19 protein-coding genes are annotated in these 17,544 nt (G+C 67.6%); 5 read left to right on the top strand and 14 right to left on the bottom strand.

All coding sequences use genetic code 11. The features are described 5' to 3' along the window. The first annotated feature begins 14 nt into the window (after positions 1-14). Complete coding sequence (locus tag QH168_RS06420; RefSeq protein WP_280233541.1) at positions 15-590, top strand: Uma2 family endonuclease; 576 nt, start codon at positions 15-17, stop codon at positions 588-590. Positions 591-761: 171 nt separating this feature from the next. On the opposite strand, the gene QH168_RS06415 is transcribed toward QH168_RS06420, so the two are convergent. Continuing rightward, a complete protein-coding gene (locus QH168_RS06415; protein WP_280233540.1) occupies positions 762-1,322 on the bottom strand; it encodes a peroxiredoxin-like family protein in 561 nt (186 codons plus the stop codon). A 68-nt stretch (positions 1,323-1,390) separates the two neighbouring features. Here QH168_RS06415 and QH168_RS06410 point away from each other — a divergent pair, with 68 nt between their 5' ends. Next, on the top strand, positions 1,391-2,026 hold the full coding sequence (locus tag QH168_RS06410) for a TetR/AcrR family transcriptional regulator (RefSeq protein WP_280233539.1): 636 nt from the start codon (positions 1,391-1,393) through the stop codon (positions 2,024-2,026). A 78-nt stretch (positions 2,027-2,104) separates the two neighbouring features. Here QH168_RS06410 and QH168_RS06405 read toward each other — a convergent pair whose 3' ends face one another. Beyond that, positions 2,105-2,689 (bottom strand): CGNR zinc finger domain-containing protein, encoded by a 585-nt coding sequence (locus QH168_RS06405; protein WP_280233538.1) that lies wholly within the window; start codon positions 2,687-2,689, stop codon positions 2,105-2,107. Positions 2,690-2,719: 30 nt separating this feature from the next. Here QH168_RS06405 and QH168_RS06400 point away from each other — a divergent pair, with 30 nt between their 5' ends. After that, the gene (locus QH168_RS06400) at positions 2,720-3,121 is read left to right on the top strand and encodes a RidA family protein (protein WP_280233537.1); all 402 of its coding nucleotides are present in this window, start codon (positions 2,720-2,722) and stop codon (positions 3,119-3,121) included. 147 nt (positions 3,122-3,268) lie between these two features. Here QH168_RS06400 and QH168_RS06395 read toward each other — a convergent pair whose 3' ends face one another. Beyond that, positions 3,269-4,222 (bottom strand): helix-turn-helix transcriptional regulator, encoded by a 954-nt coding sequence (locus QH168_RS06395; protein WP_280233536.1) that lies wholly within the window; start codon positions 4,220-4,222, stop codon positions 3,269-3,271. 63 nt (positions 4,223-4,285) lie between these two features. On the opposite strand from QH168_RS06395, the gene QH168_RS06390 reads away from it, so the two are divergent. Beyond that, on the top strand, positions 4,286-5,440 hold the full coding sequence (locus QH168_RS06390; protein WP_280233535.1) for an epoxide hydrolase family protein: 1,155 nt from the start codon (positions 4,286-4,288) through the stop codon (positions 5,438-5,440). Between the two features lie 6 nt (positions 5,441-5,446). Here QH168_RS06390 and QH168_RS06385 read toward each other — a convergent pair whose 3' ends face one another. From QH168_RS06385 to QH168_RS06370, 4 genes are all read right to left on the bottom strand, one after another. After that, positions 5,447-7,492 (bottom strand): 5-oxoprolinase/urea amidolyase family protein, encoded by a 2,046-nt coding sequence (locus QH168_RS06385; protein WP_280233534.1) that lies wholly within the window; start codon positions 7,490-7,492, stop codon positions 5,447-5,449. Further along, the gene (locus QH168_RS06380) at positions 7,489-8,109 is read right to left on the bottom strand and encodes an urea amidolyase associated protein UAAP2 (protein WP_280233533.1); all 621 of its coding nucleotides are present in this window, start codon (positions 8,107-8,109) and stop codon (positions 7,489-7,491) included. Before QH168_RS06380 ends, QH168_RS06385 begins: the two co-directional genes overlap by 4 nt. Further along, entirely contained in the window at positions 8,106-8,864 is a 759-nt protein-coding gene (locus QH168_RS06375) for a DUF1989 domain-containing protein (RefSeq protein WP_280233532.1), read from the bottom strand. Before QH168_RS06375 ends, QH168_RS06380 begins: the two co-directional genes overlap by 4 nt. Before the next feature lie 88 nt (positions 8,865-8,952). Next, a complete protein-coding gene (locus QH168_RS06370) occupies positions 8,953-10,497 on the bottom strand; it encodes an amino acid permease (protein ID WP_280233531.1) in 1,545 nt (514 codons plus the stop codon). Positions 10,498-10,836: 339 nt separating this feature from the next. Between QH168_RS06370 and QH168_RS06365 the strand changes: the two genes are divergently transcribed. Further along, complete coding sequence (locus QH168_RS06365) at positions 10,837-11,532, top strand: TetR/AcrR family transcriptional regulator (protein WP_280233530.1); 696 nt, start codon at positions 10,837-10,839, stop codon at positions 11,530-11,532. 96 nt (positions 11,533-11,628) lie between these two features. Here the strand turns inward: QH168_RS06365 and QH168_RS06360 are convergent, their stop codons facing one another. The 7 genes from QH168_RS06360 to QH168_RS06330 all read right to left on the bottom strand — a co-directional run bounded on the left by QH168_RS06360 (position 11,629) and on the right by QH168_RS06330 (position 17,421). Beyond that, a complete protein-coding gene (locus QH168_RS06360; RefSeq protein WP_280233546.1) occupies positions 11,629-12,921 on the bottom strand; it encodes a TerD family protein in 1,293 nt (430 codons plus the stop codon). Positions 12,922-13,087: 166 nt separating this feature from the next. Then, positions 13,088-13,618 carry a hypothetical protein gene (locus tag QH168_RS06355; protein WP_280233529.1) on the bottom strand — a complete coding sequence of 177 codons (531 nt, stop codon included), beginning with the start codon at positions 13,616-13,618 and terminating at the stop codon, positions 13,088-13,090. Positions 13,619-13,631: 13 nt separating this feature from the next. Next, positions 13,632-14,432, bottom strand: a complete 801-nt coding sequence (locus tag QH168_RS06350) for a family 1 encapsulin nanocompartment shell protein (protein WP_280233528.1) — start codon at positions 14,430-14,432, stop codon at positions 13,632-13,634. A 3-nt stretch (positions 14,433-14,435) separates the two neighbouring features. Next, complete coding sequence (locus tag QH168_RS06345; RefSeq protein WP_280233527.1) at positions 14,436-15,467, bottom strand: Dyp-type peroxidase; 1,032 nt, start codon at positions 15,465-15,467, stop codon at positions 14,436-14,438. A gap of 187 nt (positions 15,468-15,654) precedes the next feature. Beyond that, positions 15,655-15,981, bottom strand: coding sequence for a cupin domain-containing protein (locus QH168_RS06340; protein WP_280233526.1), 327 nt, complete (start codon positions 15,979-15,981; stop codon positions 15,655-15,657). A 136-nt stretch (positions 15,982-16,117) separates the two neighbouring features. Further along, complete coding sequence (locus QH168_RS06335) at positions 16,118-16,618, bottom strand: dihydrofolate reductase (protein WP_280233525.1); 501 nt, start codon at positions 16,616-16,618, stop codon at positions 16,118-16,120. After that, a complete protein-coding gene (locus QH168_RS06330) occupies positions 16,615-17,421 on the bottom strand; it encodes a thymidylate synthase (RefSeq protein WP_280233524.1) in 807 nt (268 codons plus the stop codon). The genes QH168_RS06335 and QH168_RS06330 overlap by 4 nt, the downstream gene beginning before the upstream one ends. Positions 17,422-17,544: the final 123 nt, after the last annotated feature.

Genomic DNA, 17,544 nt, shown 5'->3' with positions numbered 1-17,544 from the left:
TGGAGGTGGTTCCGATGGCGATGCCGGTTCCCCGGTCGGATCGTTGGACGGCCGCAGACCTTGACGAAATGCCCGATAACGGATTGCGTTACGAGGTTCTGAATGGCCAGCTCGTTGTGAATGCCGCGCCCAAACCGCGCCACCAGTGGCTCATCAAGTGGCTGGAGCGTGCGCTCGATGATTCGTTGCCGCCTGGTCTCTTCACGATCGTGGGCGTCGGGGTCTTGATCGGCGACGACGAGCCGATTCCCGACCTGGTCGTCGGCGCGGGCAGTATTCCGATGGACGGCCGCGGGATTCCCGTCGAGCAAGTCCGACTGGCCGTCGAAGTCGTTTCCGGCCCGACGACCTTGCAGGACCGGATGGTCAAGCCCGTACTCTATGCCGCCGCGGGCATCCCGAACTATTGGCGATTCGAGATCAACTCGTTCAAGGGCCGCCTACCCGGTGAGGAACTGCCGGTACTGTTCGCCCATGCCCTCGGCAGCGATAACCAGTACGAACAGACGCACCGCGTGCCAGCCGGGGAGAAGGTGACCTTGCGGAGCCCGTTCGAGTTCTCGATCGACCCGGGCGACCTGCTGCCCTGAACGACGCCGGCCCACTTGTCGTCGGCGGCTGATGTCCGGTGCGGCTCAGCACTTCGGTCGGCACTTCGCGAAAGGCGTAGAGCACATTGGCGCCGCCGTACAGGAAGGCGCCTGCGAGCAAGCCGCTGGAGAGCAGGGCAGCGGCCCGCGTCAGGTGCGGTCGCGCGATCTTCATCGCCGCACCTCGGCCCGTGCGGCGTGCGCGAGCAGTTCGTCGACCGACCATTGGTCGTCGGCGTGCTCGCCGAGTTTGCTCGCGATCACCGTGCCGTCGGGCGCGATGAGGAAGTCCGCGGGCAGGCCGAGCCGCCCGCCCTCGGGGCGTGTCGGTGGTGCGATGTGTCCGGGCCGGCGGGAGGCGCGTAGCTCGCGGGCGACCGCGCGCACGATGGCGGGCCAGGCACGCGGATCGAGCAGGGCGCGTGGCGCCGATTCCACGCCGAACTCGCGGTAGAGCACTCGGCCCGGATCGGCGATCACCGGTAACGGGAGGTCACCGGTGTAGGTCCGCAGGTCCTCGGCGCCGGAATGGAATACGACCACTTCGCGGATATCGGCCGCGACGATCTCCTCGAGCCGGGCGACGATCGAACGCAGATGCAGGCTGCACACCGGGCAGCCCGCGAACCGCCGGAATTGCAGATGGACGAGGCAGTCCGGATCGGGGATCGGCACCGAGGCGCCGGAAATGGTGACCAGATCGCGGCTGGTCACCGCGGTGGGAAGCGGCATGGCAACTCCTTTGAGTGTACAAGGTACGCCTACGGCCAGTATGCGCGTATCGCGTACGCTGTCAATCCATGCCCCGTCCTCGCTCGCTGACCACCGACGATCTGGCCGCCGCCGCGCTCGCCGTGCTCGACCGCGACGGCCTGGACGCGCTGACCATGCGCGCCGTCGCCAAGGAACTCGGCATGGCCACCATGGCGCTGTACCGCTACGTCGCCGACCGGGCGGCGCTCGAGGTGCTGGTGGTCGAACGGATCTTCGCCGCCGTCGACCTGGCCCTGTCGCCGGATCTGGACTGGCGCGAGCGGGTTCGGCTGCTCATGGATCGGACCCGGCTGGCCTCGGCCGAACATCCGGAAGCGGTGCCGTTGATTCTGCGGCATCGGCAGTCGGCGCAGGGCTCGCTCGGGCTCATCGAGGCGATGCTGTCGGCGCTCACCGATGGCGGGTTGAGCGGCGCGCGCCGGGTCATCGCCCAGCGCACGCTCATCGGATACCTGCTCGGTTTCTTGCAGAACGAGCACTATGCCGCGCTGTCGGGACCGGGGACAGCGGTCATGGCCGGTCTGTCGCCGCAGGAGTATCCGTTGCTCGCGCAGACCGCCGCCGACGCCAGAGCCGTCGCTCCCGAGCGGGAATTCCGCGCCGGATTGGACGTGATCCTCGGCGGTCTCGCCGAACAGGCTGCCTCGGTACACGATTCGTAGCAGCCGTGCTCATCGGGTGGTGAACGAGCGGATCGGCGATAGCTATGCCGCGGGCCGCTGGGTAGATCCCCGGTGTGGCTAACGCTCGCCGTCGTCCACCGGATCGGACCCGCGGTAGCGGCGGACCTTGGCGAGATTGCCGCAGCGGTCCATCGAACACCAGCGTCGACGGCCGGGGCGGGACGCATCGACGAAGAGCAGGCCGCAGTCCTCGGCGGCGCATACCCGAATGCGTCCGGCCAACGGCCCGGAGAACAGGTCGATGGCATCGCGGGCGAGGGTGGACAGTGCGGCGGCCGCGGTCGGATCGCGGTAGCCGCGAGTGCCGTCCGCGTGGAGCACGGGAATCAGCGACGGACCTTCGGCGACCGCGTTCACCGCCGCCACCTCCTCGGCGCGCAGTGGCGCACCCGCCGCGGCGTCGAACGCGGCGCGGGTGATCGCCGCGCGCAGCGCGCGCATGCGCGGCAGATCGGCCGGTTCCGCGCTGATGACATCGACCTCCAGGATCACCGTGAGCCATCGGCGCAGGTCCTCGATGTTGTGCACGATCTCCCAGGCCGAGAGATCACCCGCACCGCCGGTGTGGACGAGATCGAGGGCGGGACGTCCGGTGCGGAAACGGCGGCGGAGATCGGGCGGCAGATCGGCTCGGGATTGCATGACACCAGTTTAACTGGTTACATAGCGATCATGACGATCAGCACGTACATCAACCCCGAATCTCTGCACAGCAACCCGGCCTTCACTCAGGTGGTGCGGGTGGCGAGCGCGGCGGACACGATCTATGTCGGCGGCCAGAACGGTGTCGACAGCACCGGACGGTTGGCGGGCGACGATATCGCCAGCCAGACGCGGCAGGCGATGGCGAATCTCACGACCTGCCTCGAGGCCGCGGGTGCGACGATCGCCGACGTCGTCAAATGGACCATCCTGCTGCGCGACGACGCGTCGCTCCAAGAGGGTTTCGCCGCATTCGGCCAGGCGTGTGGCCGACTGGAGAACCCGCCCGCCATCACCGTCGCGAAGGTATCCGGCCTCGCGGTGCCCGGCGCGCTGGTCGAGATCGAAGCGGTGGCCGCGGTCGCGCGATAGTCACTCGGCGGTCTGTCGAGCGCCGCGGAGTCCGTCGATGGGAAAGTGACGCGCTGCTGCGTCGACGGCCGCAGCTCTCGCGCAGGCGATGGTCGCGGCCGATGGACACCAGTAGCTCTGAGCGGGGGTGGCAGTCCCGCCCGCGGATCAATCGTCGACGGCGGTGGTGAGGCGGGCGGTGAGCGTGCGGATGCGCTCGATCAGCTCCGTGGGTTCATGGATGCGGATCGGTAGATCGAGCAATCCGAGGTGGAGCGCGATTTCGTCGAGGGAGTTGGAACCGGTGCGCAGCGAGCAGGATTCGGCGTCGATCGGTTCGATGACGCCGATGGTCGGTGGCAACCGCTCGGTCGCGACCTCGGCGGGCACCCCGATGGTCACGCGGGCGGTGTAGCGGTACGGCGCCACCGCCACCTGACCCGAGACATAGCCCGCGAGATCGGGATCAGGCGCCTCGCGCGGGGTGAAGCGGGGACCGGTCGGGATGCGGGGGCGGAGGCGATCCACCCGGAAGGTGCGCCAGTCCGCGCGGTCGGTATCCCAGGCGATGAGGTACCAGCGGCGGCCGGTGTGGGCGAGGCGATGGGGTTCGGCCTCGCGCAAAGATGTCGTGCCATTGTGGTTTCGGTAGTCGAAGCGTAGGCGGTGGTGATCGCGGATGGCGCCCGCGAGAGCGGTGAGGATATCGGGGTCCACGGTCGGCCCACCGGTGCCGACAGTGATCGTGGCCTCGTGCAGTGTGCTCACCCGGTGCCGCAACCGCGTCGGCAGCATCTGCTCGAGCTTGGTCAGGGCGCGCAGTGAACTGTCCTCGATACCGGAGATGGTGCCGCTGGCGGCGGTGCGCAGCCCGATGGCCACGGCCACCGCTTCATCGTCGTCGAGCAGCAGCGGCGGCAGCCGGGTGCCCGCGCCCAGCCGATAGCCCGCCACACCGCGCGCCGCCTCCACCGGATAGCCGAGCGAGCGCAGCTTATCGATGTCGCGACGCACGGTGCGCGTATCAATGCCCAGCTCACCGGCCAGATCCGCGCCGGTCCACTCCCGATGCATCTGCAACAGCGACAGCAGACGCAGCAGGCGTGCCGAAGTTTCTCGCATATCTTTCAGTCTGCCCTTCGGTTAGGGCCGAAGTTGCCCTAACCGGACCATAACGTAGTTCTCATGAGCACAGCGATCACTCCCTTCCGCATCGACATCCCGCAGAGCGAGCTGGACGACCTGCGCAGCAGGCTCGACAACGCGCGCTGGCCCGCCGCGCTGCCCGGCAACGGCTGGGACACCGGCGTGCCGACCACCTGGCTGCGCGAGCTGGTCGACTACTGGCGCACCGGCTACGACTGGCGGGCCGCCGAACGGCAGCTCAACGCATTCCCGCAGTTCACCACCGAGATCGACGGGCAGCTGATCCACTTCCTGCACGTCCGCTCGCCCGAACCGGATGCGTTCCCGCTGATCCTCACGCACGGCTGGCCCGGTTCGGTGGTCGAATTCCTCGACCTGATCGGTCCGCTGACCGATCCGCGGGCGCACGGCGGCGATCCGGCGGACGCGTTCCATCTGGTCATCCCGTCGCTGCCCGGATTCGGATTCTCCGGTCCGGTCGCCGAAGCCGGTTGGACCGTCGAGCGCATCGCGGCGGCGTGGGCGGAGCTGATGTCGCGGCTCGGCTATGAGCGCTACGGCGCCCAGGGTGGCGATATCGGTGGCGCGGTGAGCCCGGAGCTGGGGCGGGTCGCCGCGGATCGGGTGGCGGGCGTGCACGTCAACGGCGGTGTCGGCGACTACCTCCCGCTGCCCCTCCCGGAGGAGGAGCTGGCGGCGCTGAGCGAACGGGAACGTGATCGGGTCCGTCGCACCGAGGCGTTCATGGAGGAGGAGTTCGGCTATATCTCGATCCAGTCGACCCGTCCGCAGACGCTGGCCTATGGGCTGGTCGATTCGCCGATCGGCCAGCTCGCCTGGATCATGGACAAGTTCCGCGAGTGGACCCATCCGCGGGCGATCGACCCGGACAAGATCATCGACCGGGATCGCCTGCTGACCAACGTGATGCTGTACTGGCTCACCGGCACGGCGGGTTCGGCGGCCTACGTGGGGTACGCGCAGGAGCAGCCGTGGGGCGCCCCGAAGCAGAACTCGGGCGTGCCGACCGGTGTGATCGTGTTCGCCCACGATGTCGCCATCCGCAAGTACGCGGGTACCGCCGATACGATCACCCGGTGGATCGACGTCGATCGCGGCGGTCATTTCGCGGCGCTGGAGGAGCCGGTCCTGCTCACCTCCGATATCCGTGAGTTCTTCCGCGATCTGCGCTGATCCGGATCACTCGGGTGTATCCGCCAGTTCGCCCGCCGAACGCCAGGAGTGGCGTTCGGCGGCGAACGCGCGGGCCTGCACGGCACGGAAGGCTGCGATGGAATCGGCCTGATCGGCGAGGAAACGGCGGTAGTCGGCGAGCCGGAACTCACCGTCATCGGCCCGCAGGGTCACGTTCCCGGCGGTGAAGTCGGCGCGCAGGTCGAGCAGTTCCTCCGCCTCCACCGGATACCAGCGGATCCGATCGAAATAGCGTAGGAGCCAGGGCGTTTCCGAGCTGCGATGGTTCCACACCTGGGTGGTGCGGCCGACGAACTGGTACCCGCCCGGCCCCTCCATACCGTAGATGCAGAGATAGGCGCCGCCGATCCCGACCGCGTTCTCCGGGGTCCAGGTGCGGGCGGGATTGTATTTGGTGGTGACGAGCCGGTGCCGCGGGTCGATCGGTGTCGCGACCGGCGCGCCGAGATAGACATCACCGAGTCCGAGCACCAGGTATTCGGCATCGAAGACGGTATCGAAAACCTCGTCCACGGAGGCCAATCCGTTCATTCGCCGGATGAACTCGATATTCCACGGGCACCACGGCGCATCGGCGCGCACACCGTGCATATAGCGGGTGATCGCCTCCCTGGTGGCGGGATCGTCCCAGGACAGCGGCAGATGGACGGTCCGGCTCGGCACCACGAGCGCGTCCGAGGCCGGGATGTGCTGTTCGGCCTCGATGAGCAGATCCAGCAGCATGCGGACCGGCAGCACCGCCGGATCCACCTTCACTTGCAGGGACCGCACACCCGGCGTCAGGTCGACGATGCCGCGCGGCGCGAGCGCCAGCAGATGCTGGTGCAGTGCGTGGACCCGCGCGCGTAGACCGAGATCCAGGGTCATGGCGCCGTATTCGATCAGCACACCGTCGTCGCCCGCCCGTCGGTAGGTGACGCCGGTATCGTCGTCGGCGTCGATGCGGCGCAGGACGCCGTCGTCACCGTCGCCACCGGCCGACAGCACCGCGGGCCAGGCGGCACGGCGGGCCGCGCCGAGTGCCGCGACCGGCGCGGCGTGTTCGGCGCGGATCGGGACGAAGCGCACCGCGTCGCCGGGGCGGAGCTGGCCGAGCTTCCACCGATCCGCCGCGACGACGGTGACCGGGCAGACGAAACCACCGAGGCTCGGACCGTCCGGGCCGAGCAGAATCGGCGTATCGCCGGTGAAGTCCAGTGCGCCCACCGAATACGGGGTGTCGTGAATATTGGACGGATGCAGTCCGGCTTCGCCGCCGTCGGTGCGCGCCCACTCCGGTTTCGGCCCGATGAGCCGCACGCCGGTGCGATCGGAGTTGAAATGCACCTCGTAATCGGTGCCGATGATGGTGTCGATATCAGACCGGGTGAAGAACTCCGGCGCACCGTGCGGGCCTTCGGTGACGGCGAGTTCCCAACGCCGGGCGAACACCGGCCGATCGTCGGCGGGGACAGCCGAGGCGAGTGGGGTACCGGCCGCTCCCAGCGGTAGCAGCTCACCTGCCCGCACGGTGGTTCCCGTGCTACCACCGAACTTGCCGAGCGTGAAAGTTGCCGCGCTACCCAGGTATTCGTCCAGCACGAAACCGCCCGATATCAGCACATAGGCGCGCATACCCGGCCCGCTGATCGCGCCGACCTCGAGTAGTGCGCCCGCGGGCACCTCGAGGGTGCGCCACTGATCCACCCGCACACCGTCCACGGTGACCTCCGCAGGCGCACCCGTCACGCACACTCGAGTCGCGGCGGTGAATCGCAGCGCCGGACCGGTGAGAGTGCACTCCAATCCCGCGGCGCCCTCGGCATTGCCGAGCACCCGATTCCCGAGCCGGAACGACAGATCGTCCATCGGCCCCGACGGCGGTACCCCGACATGCCAGAAACCCGTGCGCCCCGGCCAGTCCTGCACGGTGGTCAGCGGGCCCGGCCGCACCACCTCCACCTGCGCGGTCGCGGCCGCGGCCGCGGATTGCGGTGCTGGCGCCTCTTCGGCGTGGCCGAGGTGGCTGCGCACCGGATCGATGATGGTCATCGCGACACCACCATGCGGACCGGGGTGGGGTCGAAACCATTGCAGGGGTTGTTGATCTGCGGACAGTTCGAGACCAGCACCAGGGTGTCGATCTCGGCGCGCAGAGTCACCCGTTTGCCCGGCGCGGACAAACCGTCCACGATGCCGAGCGTGCCGTCCGGCTCCACCGGGACGTTCATGAACCAGTTGATATTCGACACCAGATCACGTTTGCCAAGCCCCCACCGCAATCCCTCGGCGAGGAAATTCTCTACACAGGCATGCTGATGGCGGGTGTGATGGCCGTAGCGCAGGGTGTTCGACTCCTGGGAGCAGGCGCCGGCGATGGTGTCGTGATTGCCGACCTCATCGGCGGTCACCGTCATCAGGGCGGTGCCGTTATCGGTGCGCAGGACGCTGCCGGTGGTCAGGAAGATATTGCGCTGTGCGGCGATGGTGGCCTGTGCGCTGTAGCGATCGGCGTGATCGGCGGCCGAATAGAGCAGACAATCGACCGCCTGGTTGCCATGCAGGTCGATGATCTCCAGGTATTCGCCCGCCCGGACGATCGCCGACCACGGTGCGCAGGCCGCGACCAGATGATCCGCGCGGACGGTACGAGCGATGGCGCCGGTCATGCGATGGCCTCCTGGTCGAGTGCGGCCGTCCACGCGTTCTCGGTGTTCTGCACGGCACGTAGGTATTCGGGATCGGTGTTGTACTCACCGGCGAGATCCTCGGGTGCGGCCCAGGCGAGCAGATCGAGATCGGTGACCGGGCGGTCGTCGAGCGGATGCGCGGCATTGACGATCAGCGCGATGACCGGCAGATGGATGATCAGCTCGACCGCCGCGCCGGATGCGGCGCTACCGGTGCCGCTCACACCGCCATCGGGGGCGACACGCACCCCACGGAAGAACGACACCGACGGCGCGATATCGCGCGGCGCGAGCCCCTGCTTCACCCCGGCCAGCCGCAACAGCGCACGGGCGGTATCGGAGGGTCCGCACAGCGCGTCGTGCCTACCGGAATCGTCGAAGGCGATGGTCGCCAGAATCCGGCCCTGATCCGTGAGCAGCGGATGACCGGCACCGAGATAGGCCTGCCACGGAACCTTCACCGTATCGGCCACATTGAGCCGCTCCCAGGGGGCGTCGGCGCGCAACAACAGCAGATGCGCACAGGCCGCGCCCTCCGGATCGGCCAGCCGCAGGCGGGTGCCACGGCCGAGGACGACATTGGTGTAGCCGTCGGCGGGGAGGCGCCGGGCGAGGGTGAGCGTCGCAGGGTCGAGACCGGCGGGGAGGTGGGGTTCGGCGAGGGTCGCCGTTGCTGCCTGCGCTCGGGCATGCGCGCGAGCGCCCATGGTGGAAGATGTTGTCGGAGTTGGCATTTCTACTCCTTGTGGTCGGGGTGTGCCGATGGTCGGCACACCGTTCGGCTCCGATACCGGATCTGGTCGGTGCTGGATTCGATCGGGATCACGCGGGCTGGGGCGCCCGCTCGGTGACCGCGGACCGCCCCACCACCGACCGGTAGACCAGCGCACCCACCGCGAGTGCAGCGGCCACGAAGATCGGTGCGGCCCAGCGCATCACCCATGACCCGCCGTCGGGTGTGTACACCTCGGCCCGCGGCCAGGCCAGGTTCACCACCATGGCGATGCCCCACAACACGGCCAGCGCGTTCACCGCGATACCGAAGCGGCCGAGGCCGAACAGACCGGCGTGCTTATCGGCCTGCGGGTCGTTGCCCGGCCACCCCTGGCACCGGCGGATCAGCAGCGGCACCGTGACCAGCAGATAGGACAGATACAGGGTGACGATGCAGACGCTGGCCAAAGTCGCGAAGATCGCCGCATTGCCGAGATTCACCAGCAGCAGGGCGATCGCGAGCACCCCGAACACCACCGACGGCAGCACCGGAGTGCCGAAACGCGGATGTACCACCGCCAGCGCGCGAGCGAACGGCAGTTTGCCGTCGCGGGCCATGGAGAACATCAGCCGTGATCCGGCGGTCTGAATCGCCAGCGTGCACACCATGATCGCGATGGCGACACAGCCCAGCAGCACCGTGCCCGCCGGACTGTTCAGCTTCGCGGTGAGCACATAGGCCAGGCCGTCGGTTGCCAGCGCGCCATCGGACAGGCTCGGCGCGGCCATCAGCGCACCGAGCAGCATCAGACCGCCGCCCAGCGCCGATACCGAGAGCGCGGTGATGATCATCCGCGGCGCGACCCGGCGCGGATTTTTGGTCTCCTCGGAAAGCTCGGCGGCCGAATCCAATCCGATCATCACGTACGCCGCCATCAGCCCCGACACCAGGAACGCTGCCCAATAGGGACCCGCGGCTGCCTGTTCGGTCTGGAGCACCACATCGGGCCCGCGCTCGGTATCGGCGAAGAACAGCCCGATCACGGCGAGCACCCCGACGATCTCGATGGTGACGCCGATCGAATTGATCCTGGCCATCAGATCGACGCCGATCACATTGATCACCGTGGTCACGATCATCAGCACGCTGCCGAGCAGCACCGCGTTCATCGCACCCGACGGTGAGGTGAGGGCGGTATCGGAGCCGACAAGTTGGAATCCGCTCCAGATCGAGGGCAGCACCACCTGCAAGGCGATGGCTGCGGCCGCCGCGGTGACCACCCGCGCGATGATCATCAGCCAGCCGGCGAACCAGCCGACGATCGCGCCACCGAGGCGGCGCGACCACTGGTAGATACATCCCGAAAGTGGGTATCGGGCTGCGAGTTCGGCGAAATTCAGGGCCACCATGAGCTGGCCGAGGAACACGATCGGCCAGGTCCAGAAGAAGGCCGCACCACCGAACGAATAGCCGAACCCGAAGAACTGGAAGATCGTGGTGAGGATCGAGACGAACGAGAATCCGGCCGCGAACGACGCGTAGCGCCCCAGTTTGCGATGCAGGACGGGTTGATAGCCGAGATCGGTGAGATCGGCGCCGTCGGACCCGGGATCGGGTGGTGCGGCGCGGTGGGTATCGACTGTGGTGGCCATGGGCGGATGTCCTTCGACGGGCCAATATCTATCAGTCGATAGTTTTGCGGGCGTGATCGCGCTTTCGGTGACCTGCGTGTATCGCTTCTGCGTCGCCCGGTAACTTCTGTGTTGCCTGATTTTCTATCAAGTGACAGAAAACTCACGGCAGGCGTGGACGTAGGTTCGGTTCAGTGCGCCAGCGGGTTCGGAGAGCGGTGGAAATGCCTGGTGATGGTGGGCGAATCGGCGTTGCGCGGCAGCCGAACAGCGTGTGCGGCCTGCCACGGAGGCGGGCAGCGCCCGGCGTCGAATGCTTCGGCGCGGGGGAGCGGCCCCGAGCGATGACAGAATGAAGGCGTGGTCAATCTCGGTCCAGGGCGCCCTCGTGTCGAGCAGCGGTTGCGGCGGGGCAGCACGCCACGCGCGGAAATCCTCGACGCCGCCGCCGAGCTGTTCACCACCCATGGATACGGCAGCACCTCGACGCGCGGTATCGCCGATGCCGTCGGGATCCGGCAGGCGTCGCTGTACCACCATTTCGCCGCCAAGGACGACATCCTGGATGCCCTGCTCACCGAGACCATCGCCGGACCCCTGGCGCTGGCGGCCCGATTGAGCGAGGCACCCGACCGCGCGGCGGTGCGGTTGTATGCCCTCGCCTGGTCGGATGTCGGCCAGCTGTGCGCCTCACGTTGGAACCTGGGCGCGCTGTACCTGCTGCCCGAACTACGCGGCGAGCGCTTCGCCGACTTCCGCCTCCGTCGCGACGAATTGCGCCGCCACTACGAGACATTCGCCGCTGAAGTCATTGCGGAGGCGGGCGATTCGGGGGTGCCGGGCACTGAGACCCTGCCGTTCCGACTGGTCGAGACCGTGATCAGCATTCGCTCGGATGAAGGCGCCGCACCGGTCTCGGCGCAGCCAGCCATTTCCGATGCGGTGCTCCGGGTGCTCGGCTGGCCCGGTGCCTTGGATTCGGTGCGGGCCGATGCGGGTGCGCTGCTGAGCCGAGTCGGTCGAGTGGCCCTTGGCGTCGAATCGGTTGAGCGCTGAATCGGTTGAGCGCTGAATCGAGGCATCGGCGCAGGGACGCGCGCGAGACGGTCGGCCGAGGGTGCGAAACGACCCGGCCGACCTATTCGTGAGCCGTCAGGACTTGCCCTTGGCCGGAACCCAGGACAGACCCCAGCCGTAGGCCTGATCGACAGCCTTGTTCACCCAGTGCGGCGGTTCGACCGGCGGCCGGACGAACACACCCTCGCGGCGTACGACCAGCTCGCCGCCGACATTCTCGATCAGTGCGAGCACGATCGCGCGGGAGTTGTCGGTGCAGCCGTCGACATCCATTTCGATCGGAGGCGAACCCACCGGATACAGGGTCGCGGTAGCGCGCACGCCGCGCAGATCCGTTGCGCCCGCGTAGATGTTCGCGTACACCAGCAGGCGGCGGAAATCGGCGATGTGGTCGAGGTTGATATCCAGGTTCTCGCCGGTCGCCTCGTCACCGGTCCGGTCGTCCTTGTCCAGGCGCACATACGGTTCGGCGTCGAGGGAACCGAAATTGCCGACCGCGTGCACGAGACCCTTGTTGCCGTTGGTCAGCTCCCACATGCAGCACAGATCCAGATCGATGGTCTTGCCGCGCTTGCCGAAGAATCCGCTGTCCTTACCGCTCGACCAGTTCAGATTCACCCGCATGGTGCCGCCGGTGGCGCCGCGTTTGGTGAGCGAGACCGAGGGCGCGTCCTTGGTCAGCGACAGCTTCGACATATTGATCGGGGCACCGGTCGGTGCCGGTTGCGGCGCGAACGCGGGCTGCTGGGGCGGCGTGGGCTGTGTGGCGGCGGGTGGAACCGGCGCCGGTTGCGTGGGCGCGGGGACCTGTTGCGGTGCCGGAGCCGGTTGCGGTGCGGGCGCCGGGTCCTCGTCGACCGAGATACCGAAATCGGTGGCCAATCCGGCGAGCCCGGAATCGTAGCCCTGGCCCACGGCACGGAACTTCCAGGCGCCCTGGCGGCGGTAGAGTTCGCCCAGGACGAACGCGGTTTCGCTGGTCGCACCGGTGCTGTCGAATCGTGCCACCTCGGCGCCGGTCGCGGTATCGAGCACCCGGACGTAGAGGCCGGGGACCTGGGCGAAGGTGCCGCCGTCGGCGGAGGCGGCGATCACGATGCGTTCGATATCCGGCTCCACCCCGGCCAACTGCACCGACAGCGCATCGAGCACGACGGCGCCCTGCTGTTGTTTACCCTCGTGCCGCACCGCACCGGAGGCATGCGCGGCCTGGTTGTAGAAGACGAAATCGGTATCGGAGCGTACTTTGCCCGCGCCGGTCAGCAGCAGTGCGGATGCATCCGCATCAGGAACTCCGGCCCCCGAATGCCACCCCAACTCGACGCGAACCGTGGACATCGGCACGGGCACGTTGGCGCCCTTCATCATCGACACGCCTGCCAACGTAGTGGAGCCGTCCGGTCTCGGCCACCGGCCACGGCGAACCGGTGCGCGTCGATACCGGTCGCGCGCACCGGGCCTACCGGATGCCGGAAACAGCGCCGATGGTTGCCGGGTCGTCGCCCGCCGGGTGGTTTCGCGTGGCGGATCCGATTCAGTGGGTTGGCGGTGCGATCTTCCAGTGCCGATGCAGCGCGCCCGCGATCTCAGGTAGAACCATCACCGGAATCTTCTTGCGCCGCAGCATATCCCGGATCTGATCGACCTGTTCACGTTTGCGCATGTCATAGGCGCTCGATACCGGGCCGCTCACCGGGGGAATGGACAGCAGCACCAGTTCACCGTGCTGTTCGTCGCCGCCGGTCAGATCGAGCGCGAGCGACCAGCGGGCCCGTTCGTCGAGGGTGAACCGGCCCGCCACCACCCGGTCCCAGTCGATGCTGATCTCGGCCCATGGGGTGCGCCGGTAGATCGCGCCTTCGGTGAGCACGATCGCATCGCGGGTGAACAGCGCGACGAGCACCGCCACCCCGGCGACGGCTCCGGCGAGCAGTCCGGTGAACACCCGGTTCACCCCGAACATCGCGATGACACCGAGGCACAGCGCGACCGTCACCGCGATGCCGAGCACGCCGTAGACCATCGCGCGCTTGGTGGGCACCACGCCCGCGTGCACCAGTGTCATCTCTTCTCCATCTTCAGGCTTGCAGCGCCACCGCGGCTTCGGCGGTGTTGACCAGGAAGGTCAGGCTCTGCTGGAAGTACAGCTGCACCGATTCTGCATCGTGGCTCAGATATCCGATGGACAGATCCTGGCCGATCCGCAGATCGAAGTCGCCGCCGCGGGTGGTGAGCACGAACGCGCCATCGATGGCGGGCGCCCAGATGATCTCCCCCTCGGGGATGAGGCGTTCGATATGGGTGCGGATGGGATGGCCGTGGTCGGAGGTCTCGCTGACGGCGGTGTACAGGTCGGCGCTCAGCAGCACCGAGTACGGGCCGTCGACACCGGCCAGCCGCAATTCGCTCAGGGCCTGCGCGACCGCCTCCGGCACCAGCCGTGGATCGCTCGGCACCGATACCGGCGCGTTCGACGCGCTCGCCCGGACACCGGTGATGTTCGCCGCCGGATAGCCCTCGAAGATGGCGCGATCCTCGGCCCAGGCGATCCGTTTGGCGGCATCCTTGACCGGATCCAGATCGGCGTCCTGCGCGCCCCGCTCGACATCGTCGAGTTCCTCGCGCACCAGGGTGAACGGCACCCGCAGCTCCACCAGCGGCGCGACCAGCCGCTGCCTGGCCTGTACGCCGTCGTCGGGTGCGGCGATCGGGGTGGTGCGGCCGAGCCCGACGGCCGAATAGTCGGTGCCGTGCGGACCGGAGAGGTCGACGACGCGGCGGCCCGCGATATGCCGTTTGAACGTCCGGGTCGCCTCTTCCTCGATCGCCGCCCATGCCTCGGAGGTGATCGGCGCGAGTTCACGATGCAGGTTGTTCATGGGTCAGCTGCTCCTTTTCAACGTGCCGATACCGAGAGAGCCGTGGTCGGCCGGTGCGGCGGAGGGGGCGGCGGCGTCGTCGGCCTGCGACGCGCCGGGTGGTTCGGGCAGGTCGTCGAGAAAGCTCTGCGCGGGCACGAAGAACAGCCCGCCGGTGACGGCGGTGGAGAAATCGAGGATGCGGTCGTAGGCGGCCTCGTCGGAGCCGAGGAACATGCGGATCAGCATCTGCTCGGTGACGCTCGGCGTGGCCGCGTACCCGACGAAATAGGTGCCCATCTCATCGTCACGGATGCTGCCGAAGGGCATGTTGGCGCGCAGGATCTGTCGTTCGGTGCCGTCCGGTTCGACGATGGTGTTCACCGCGACATGCGAGTTCGGCGGTTTCACCTCGTCGGGCAGCTCGAAATCGTCGAGTTTGGTGCGGCCGATGACCCGCTCCTGCTCCTCGACCGAGGTGTTGCGCCACTCGTCCATCTTGTGCAGATACTTCTGCACGATGACGTAGCTGCCGCCGACGAAATCGGGGTCCTCGTCGCCGACCAACGCCACCCGCCCGGCGAGCGAATCGGCATCGGCGCCCTCGGGGTTCTCGGTGCCGTCCACGAAACCGAGCAGATCCCGCTGTTCGAAATACCGGAAGCCGGTGGTCTCGTCGACCACCGTGACAGCGCCTGCCAACCGGTTGCTGATGGCCATCGCCAGCTCGAAACAGGCGTCGTGCACCTCGGCCTTGATATGGAACAGCAGATCGCCCGGAGTGGCGGGAGCCTGATGCCTCGGCCCGGCATAGCCGGGGAACTCGTGCAGTTCGGCGGGGCGCGGACCGGCGAAGAGCCGGTCCCATGCCGCCGAGCCGATACCGGCGACGCAGGTCAGACCGGCGCCGGGTAACCGGAAACCGACGGATCGGCGCAGACCGGCCAGGTCGGCGAGCAGATCGCGCACCGTCGCTTCGCCACCCTCGTCGATGGTCATGACGAGGAAGATCGCCGACGGTGTGAGCGGTTGGAGGATCGGCTGCGGCTCACCCATGATCGTCAAGCGTAATAGCTGGCCGCGTGCCCGCGACACCGAATCGGTCCTGGCGTGTTCGGACTCACCCGGATCGCGGGTCGCCCGTTGCTGTTTCGTACGCCGCGATCGACGCCGTGCCGAATGCCCGACGATAGCGCCGGACGCCGCCCCTGCCGGTGGCGGCGTCCGGACAGTGGTGATTCGCCTATTTCGCGACGGTCAACAGGAACGCCACATCGTCGACGGCCTTGACGCTGTGCCGTGCCTTCGGCACGACGAGTAGATCGCCAGACGATCCCTTCCATTCGTTGGCGCCGCTGATCAAGGTCAGGGTGCCGCTCAGTACCAGCAGGGTGGCATCGCCGAAATTATCGTGTTCGGCCAGGCTCTGGCCCGCGGTGAGACCGACAACGGTTTGGCGCAGGGTTTGCGCGTGGCCGCCGTAGATCGTTTGCGAGCTACGGCCGCTCGTGGCGGTGGCTGCCAGTTTGAGTTGCTGGCGAGCAACCGCGGTCAGCGATTTCTTGTCCATGGACTGCCTTTCGCGGATCACACCCGGAACAGGGCTGGTGTTCCGGGCCGATACCGCTGAGTATGCCCGACCCGTCACTCCCGCTCGGGTGTTTTGCGCGCTTGCCCGCGCCGAGCCCGGCCAGCGGAGGCGGTATTCAGCCGCGTCGGGTGAATCGGCGGATCCGGTAGCGCGGTCCCGCACTCGACTGTTGCCACGGCGTGTCCGCGTCGGACTGCCAGCTCGCGTCGATATCCGGTGCGTAGGCGTCGCCGGTGATATCGGCGTCGATTTCGGTGACGAGCAGTTCGGTGGCGTATTCCAGTGCGGCTCGGTAGATTTCGCCGCCGCCGATCACCCAGACGTCATCGGGCGCGGCCAGATCGAGTGCTTCCGATAGCGAGGCGCTGCGTTCGGCGCCGTCGGCGGCCCAGTCCGGCTGCCTGGTCACGACGATATTGCGCCGGCCGGTCAGCGGACGGAACCGTGGCGGCAGCGAATCCCAGGTGCGTCGGCCCATCACCACCGGATGGTCCATCGTGACGGCCTTGAAGTTGGCCATGTCCTCTGGCACCCGCCACGGGATCCGGTTGTCGGCTCCGATGACGCCCTCGCGGGTTTGTGCCCAGATGAGTCCGATGACGCGCGCGGAACTCACACGGCCACCGGGGCCTTGATCGCCGGGTGGTGTCGATAGTCGACTACCTCGACGTCGTCGTAGGTGTAGTCGAACAGCGACGGCGCGTGGCGCAGCCGCAGTGTCGGGAACGGGTACGGCTCGCGGGTCAGCTGTTCGGTGACCTGGTCGACGTGATTGTCGTAGATATGGCAATCCCCGCCCGTCCAGATGAAATCACCCGGTTCCAGCCCGGTCTGCTGGGCCACCATCTGCGTCAGCAGCGCATAACTGGCGATATTGAACGGCACGCCGAGGAACAGGTCGGCACTGCGCTGATACAGCTGGCACGACAGCTTGCCCTCGGCCACGTAGAACTGGAAGAACGCATGACACGGCGCCAGTGCCATCTTGTCGAGTTCGGCCACATTCCACGCCGAGACGATCATGCGCCGCGAATCCGGGTCCTCGCGCAGGGTGCGCAGCACCTGACCGATCTGGTCTATATGGCTGCCGTCCGGGGTCGGCCAGGAGCGCCACTGGACGCCGTAGACCGGTCCGAGTTCGCCGTCGGGGGCCGCCCACTCATCCCAGATCGTGACGCCGTGCTCGCGCAGCCAACCCACATTGGAATCGCCGCGCAGGAACCACAGCAACTCGTACACGATCGACTTCAGATGCACCCGTTTGGTGGTGATCAGCGGGAACCCGGCCGACAGGTCGTAGCGCAGCTGATGACCGAAGACGCTGCGGGTGCCGGTGCCGGTGCGATCGGCCTTCTTCGTGCCGGAGGTGAGCACCTGACGGAGGAGATCTTCGTATTGGGTGTCCGGGGAGGTGGTCACGACCTCGAGCTTATCGACCTTTCATCGACGGCGGGTGGGCAGGTCGAGCACCTGATTTCAGGGCCTCGTCAGCACCTGACCAGGGCGTGGTCAGCACATGATCAGGGTCCCAATAGGCTCGCC

It is taken from the genome of Nocardia cyriacigeorgica, assembly GCF_029868385.1.
Classification (GTDB): Bacteria; Actinomycetota; Actinomycetes; order Mycobacteriales; family Mycobacteriaceae; genus Nocardia; species Nocardia cyriacigeorgica_F.
The sequence above is the reverse complement of the archived record's forward strand: the minus strand, read 5'-3'. Positions and strand labels throughout refer to the sequence as shown.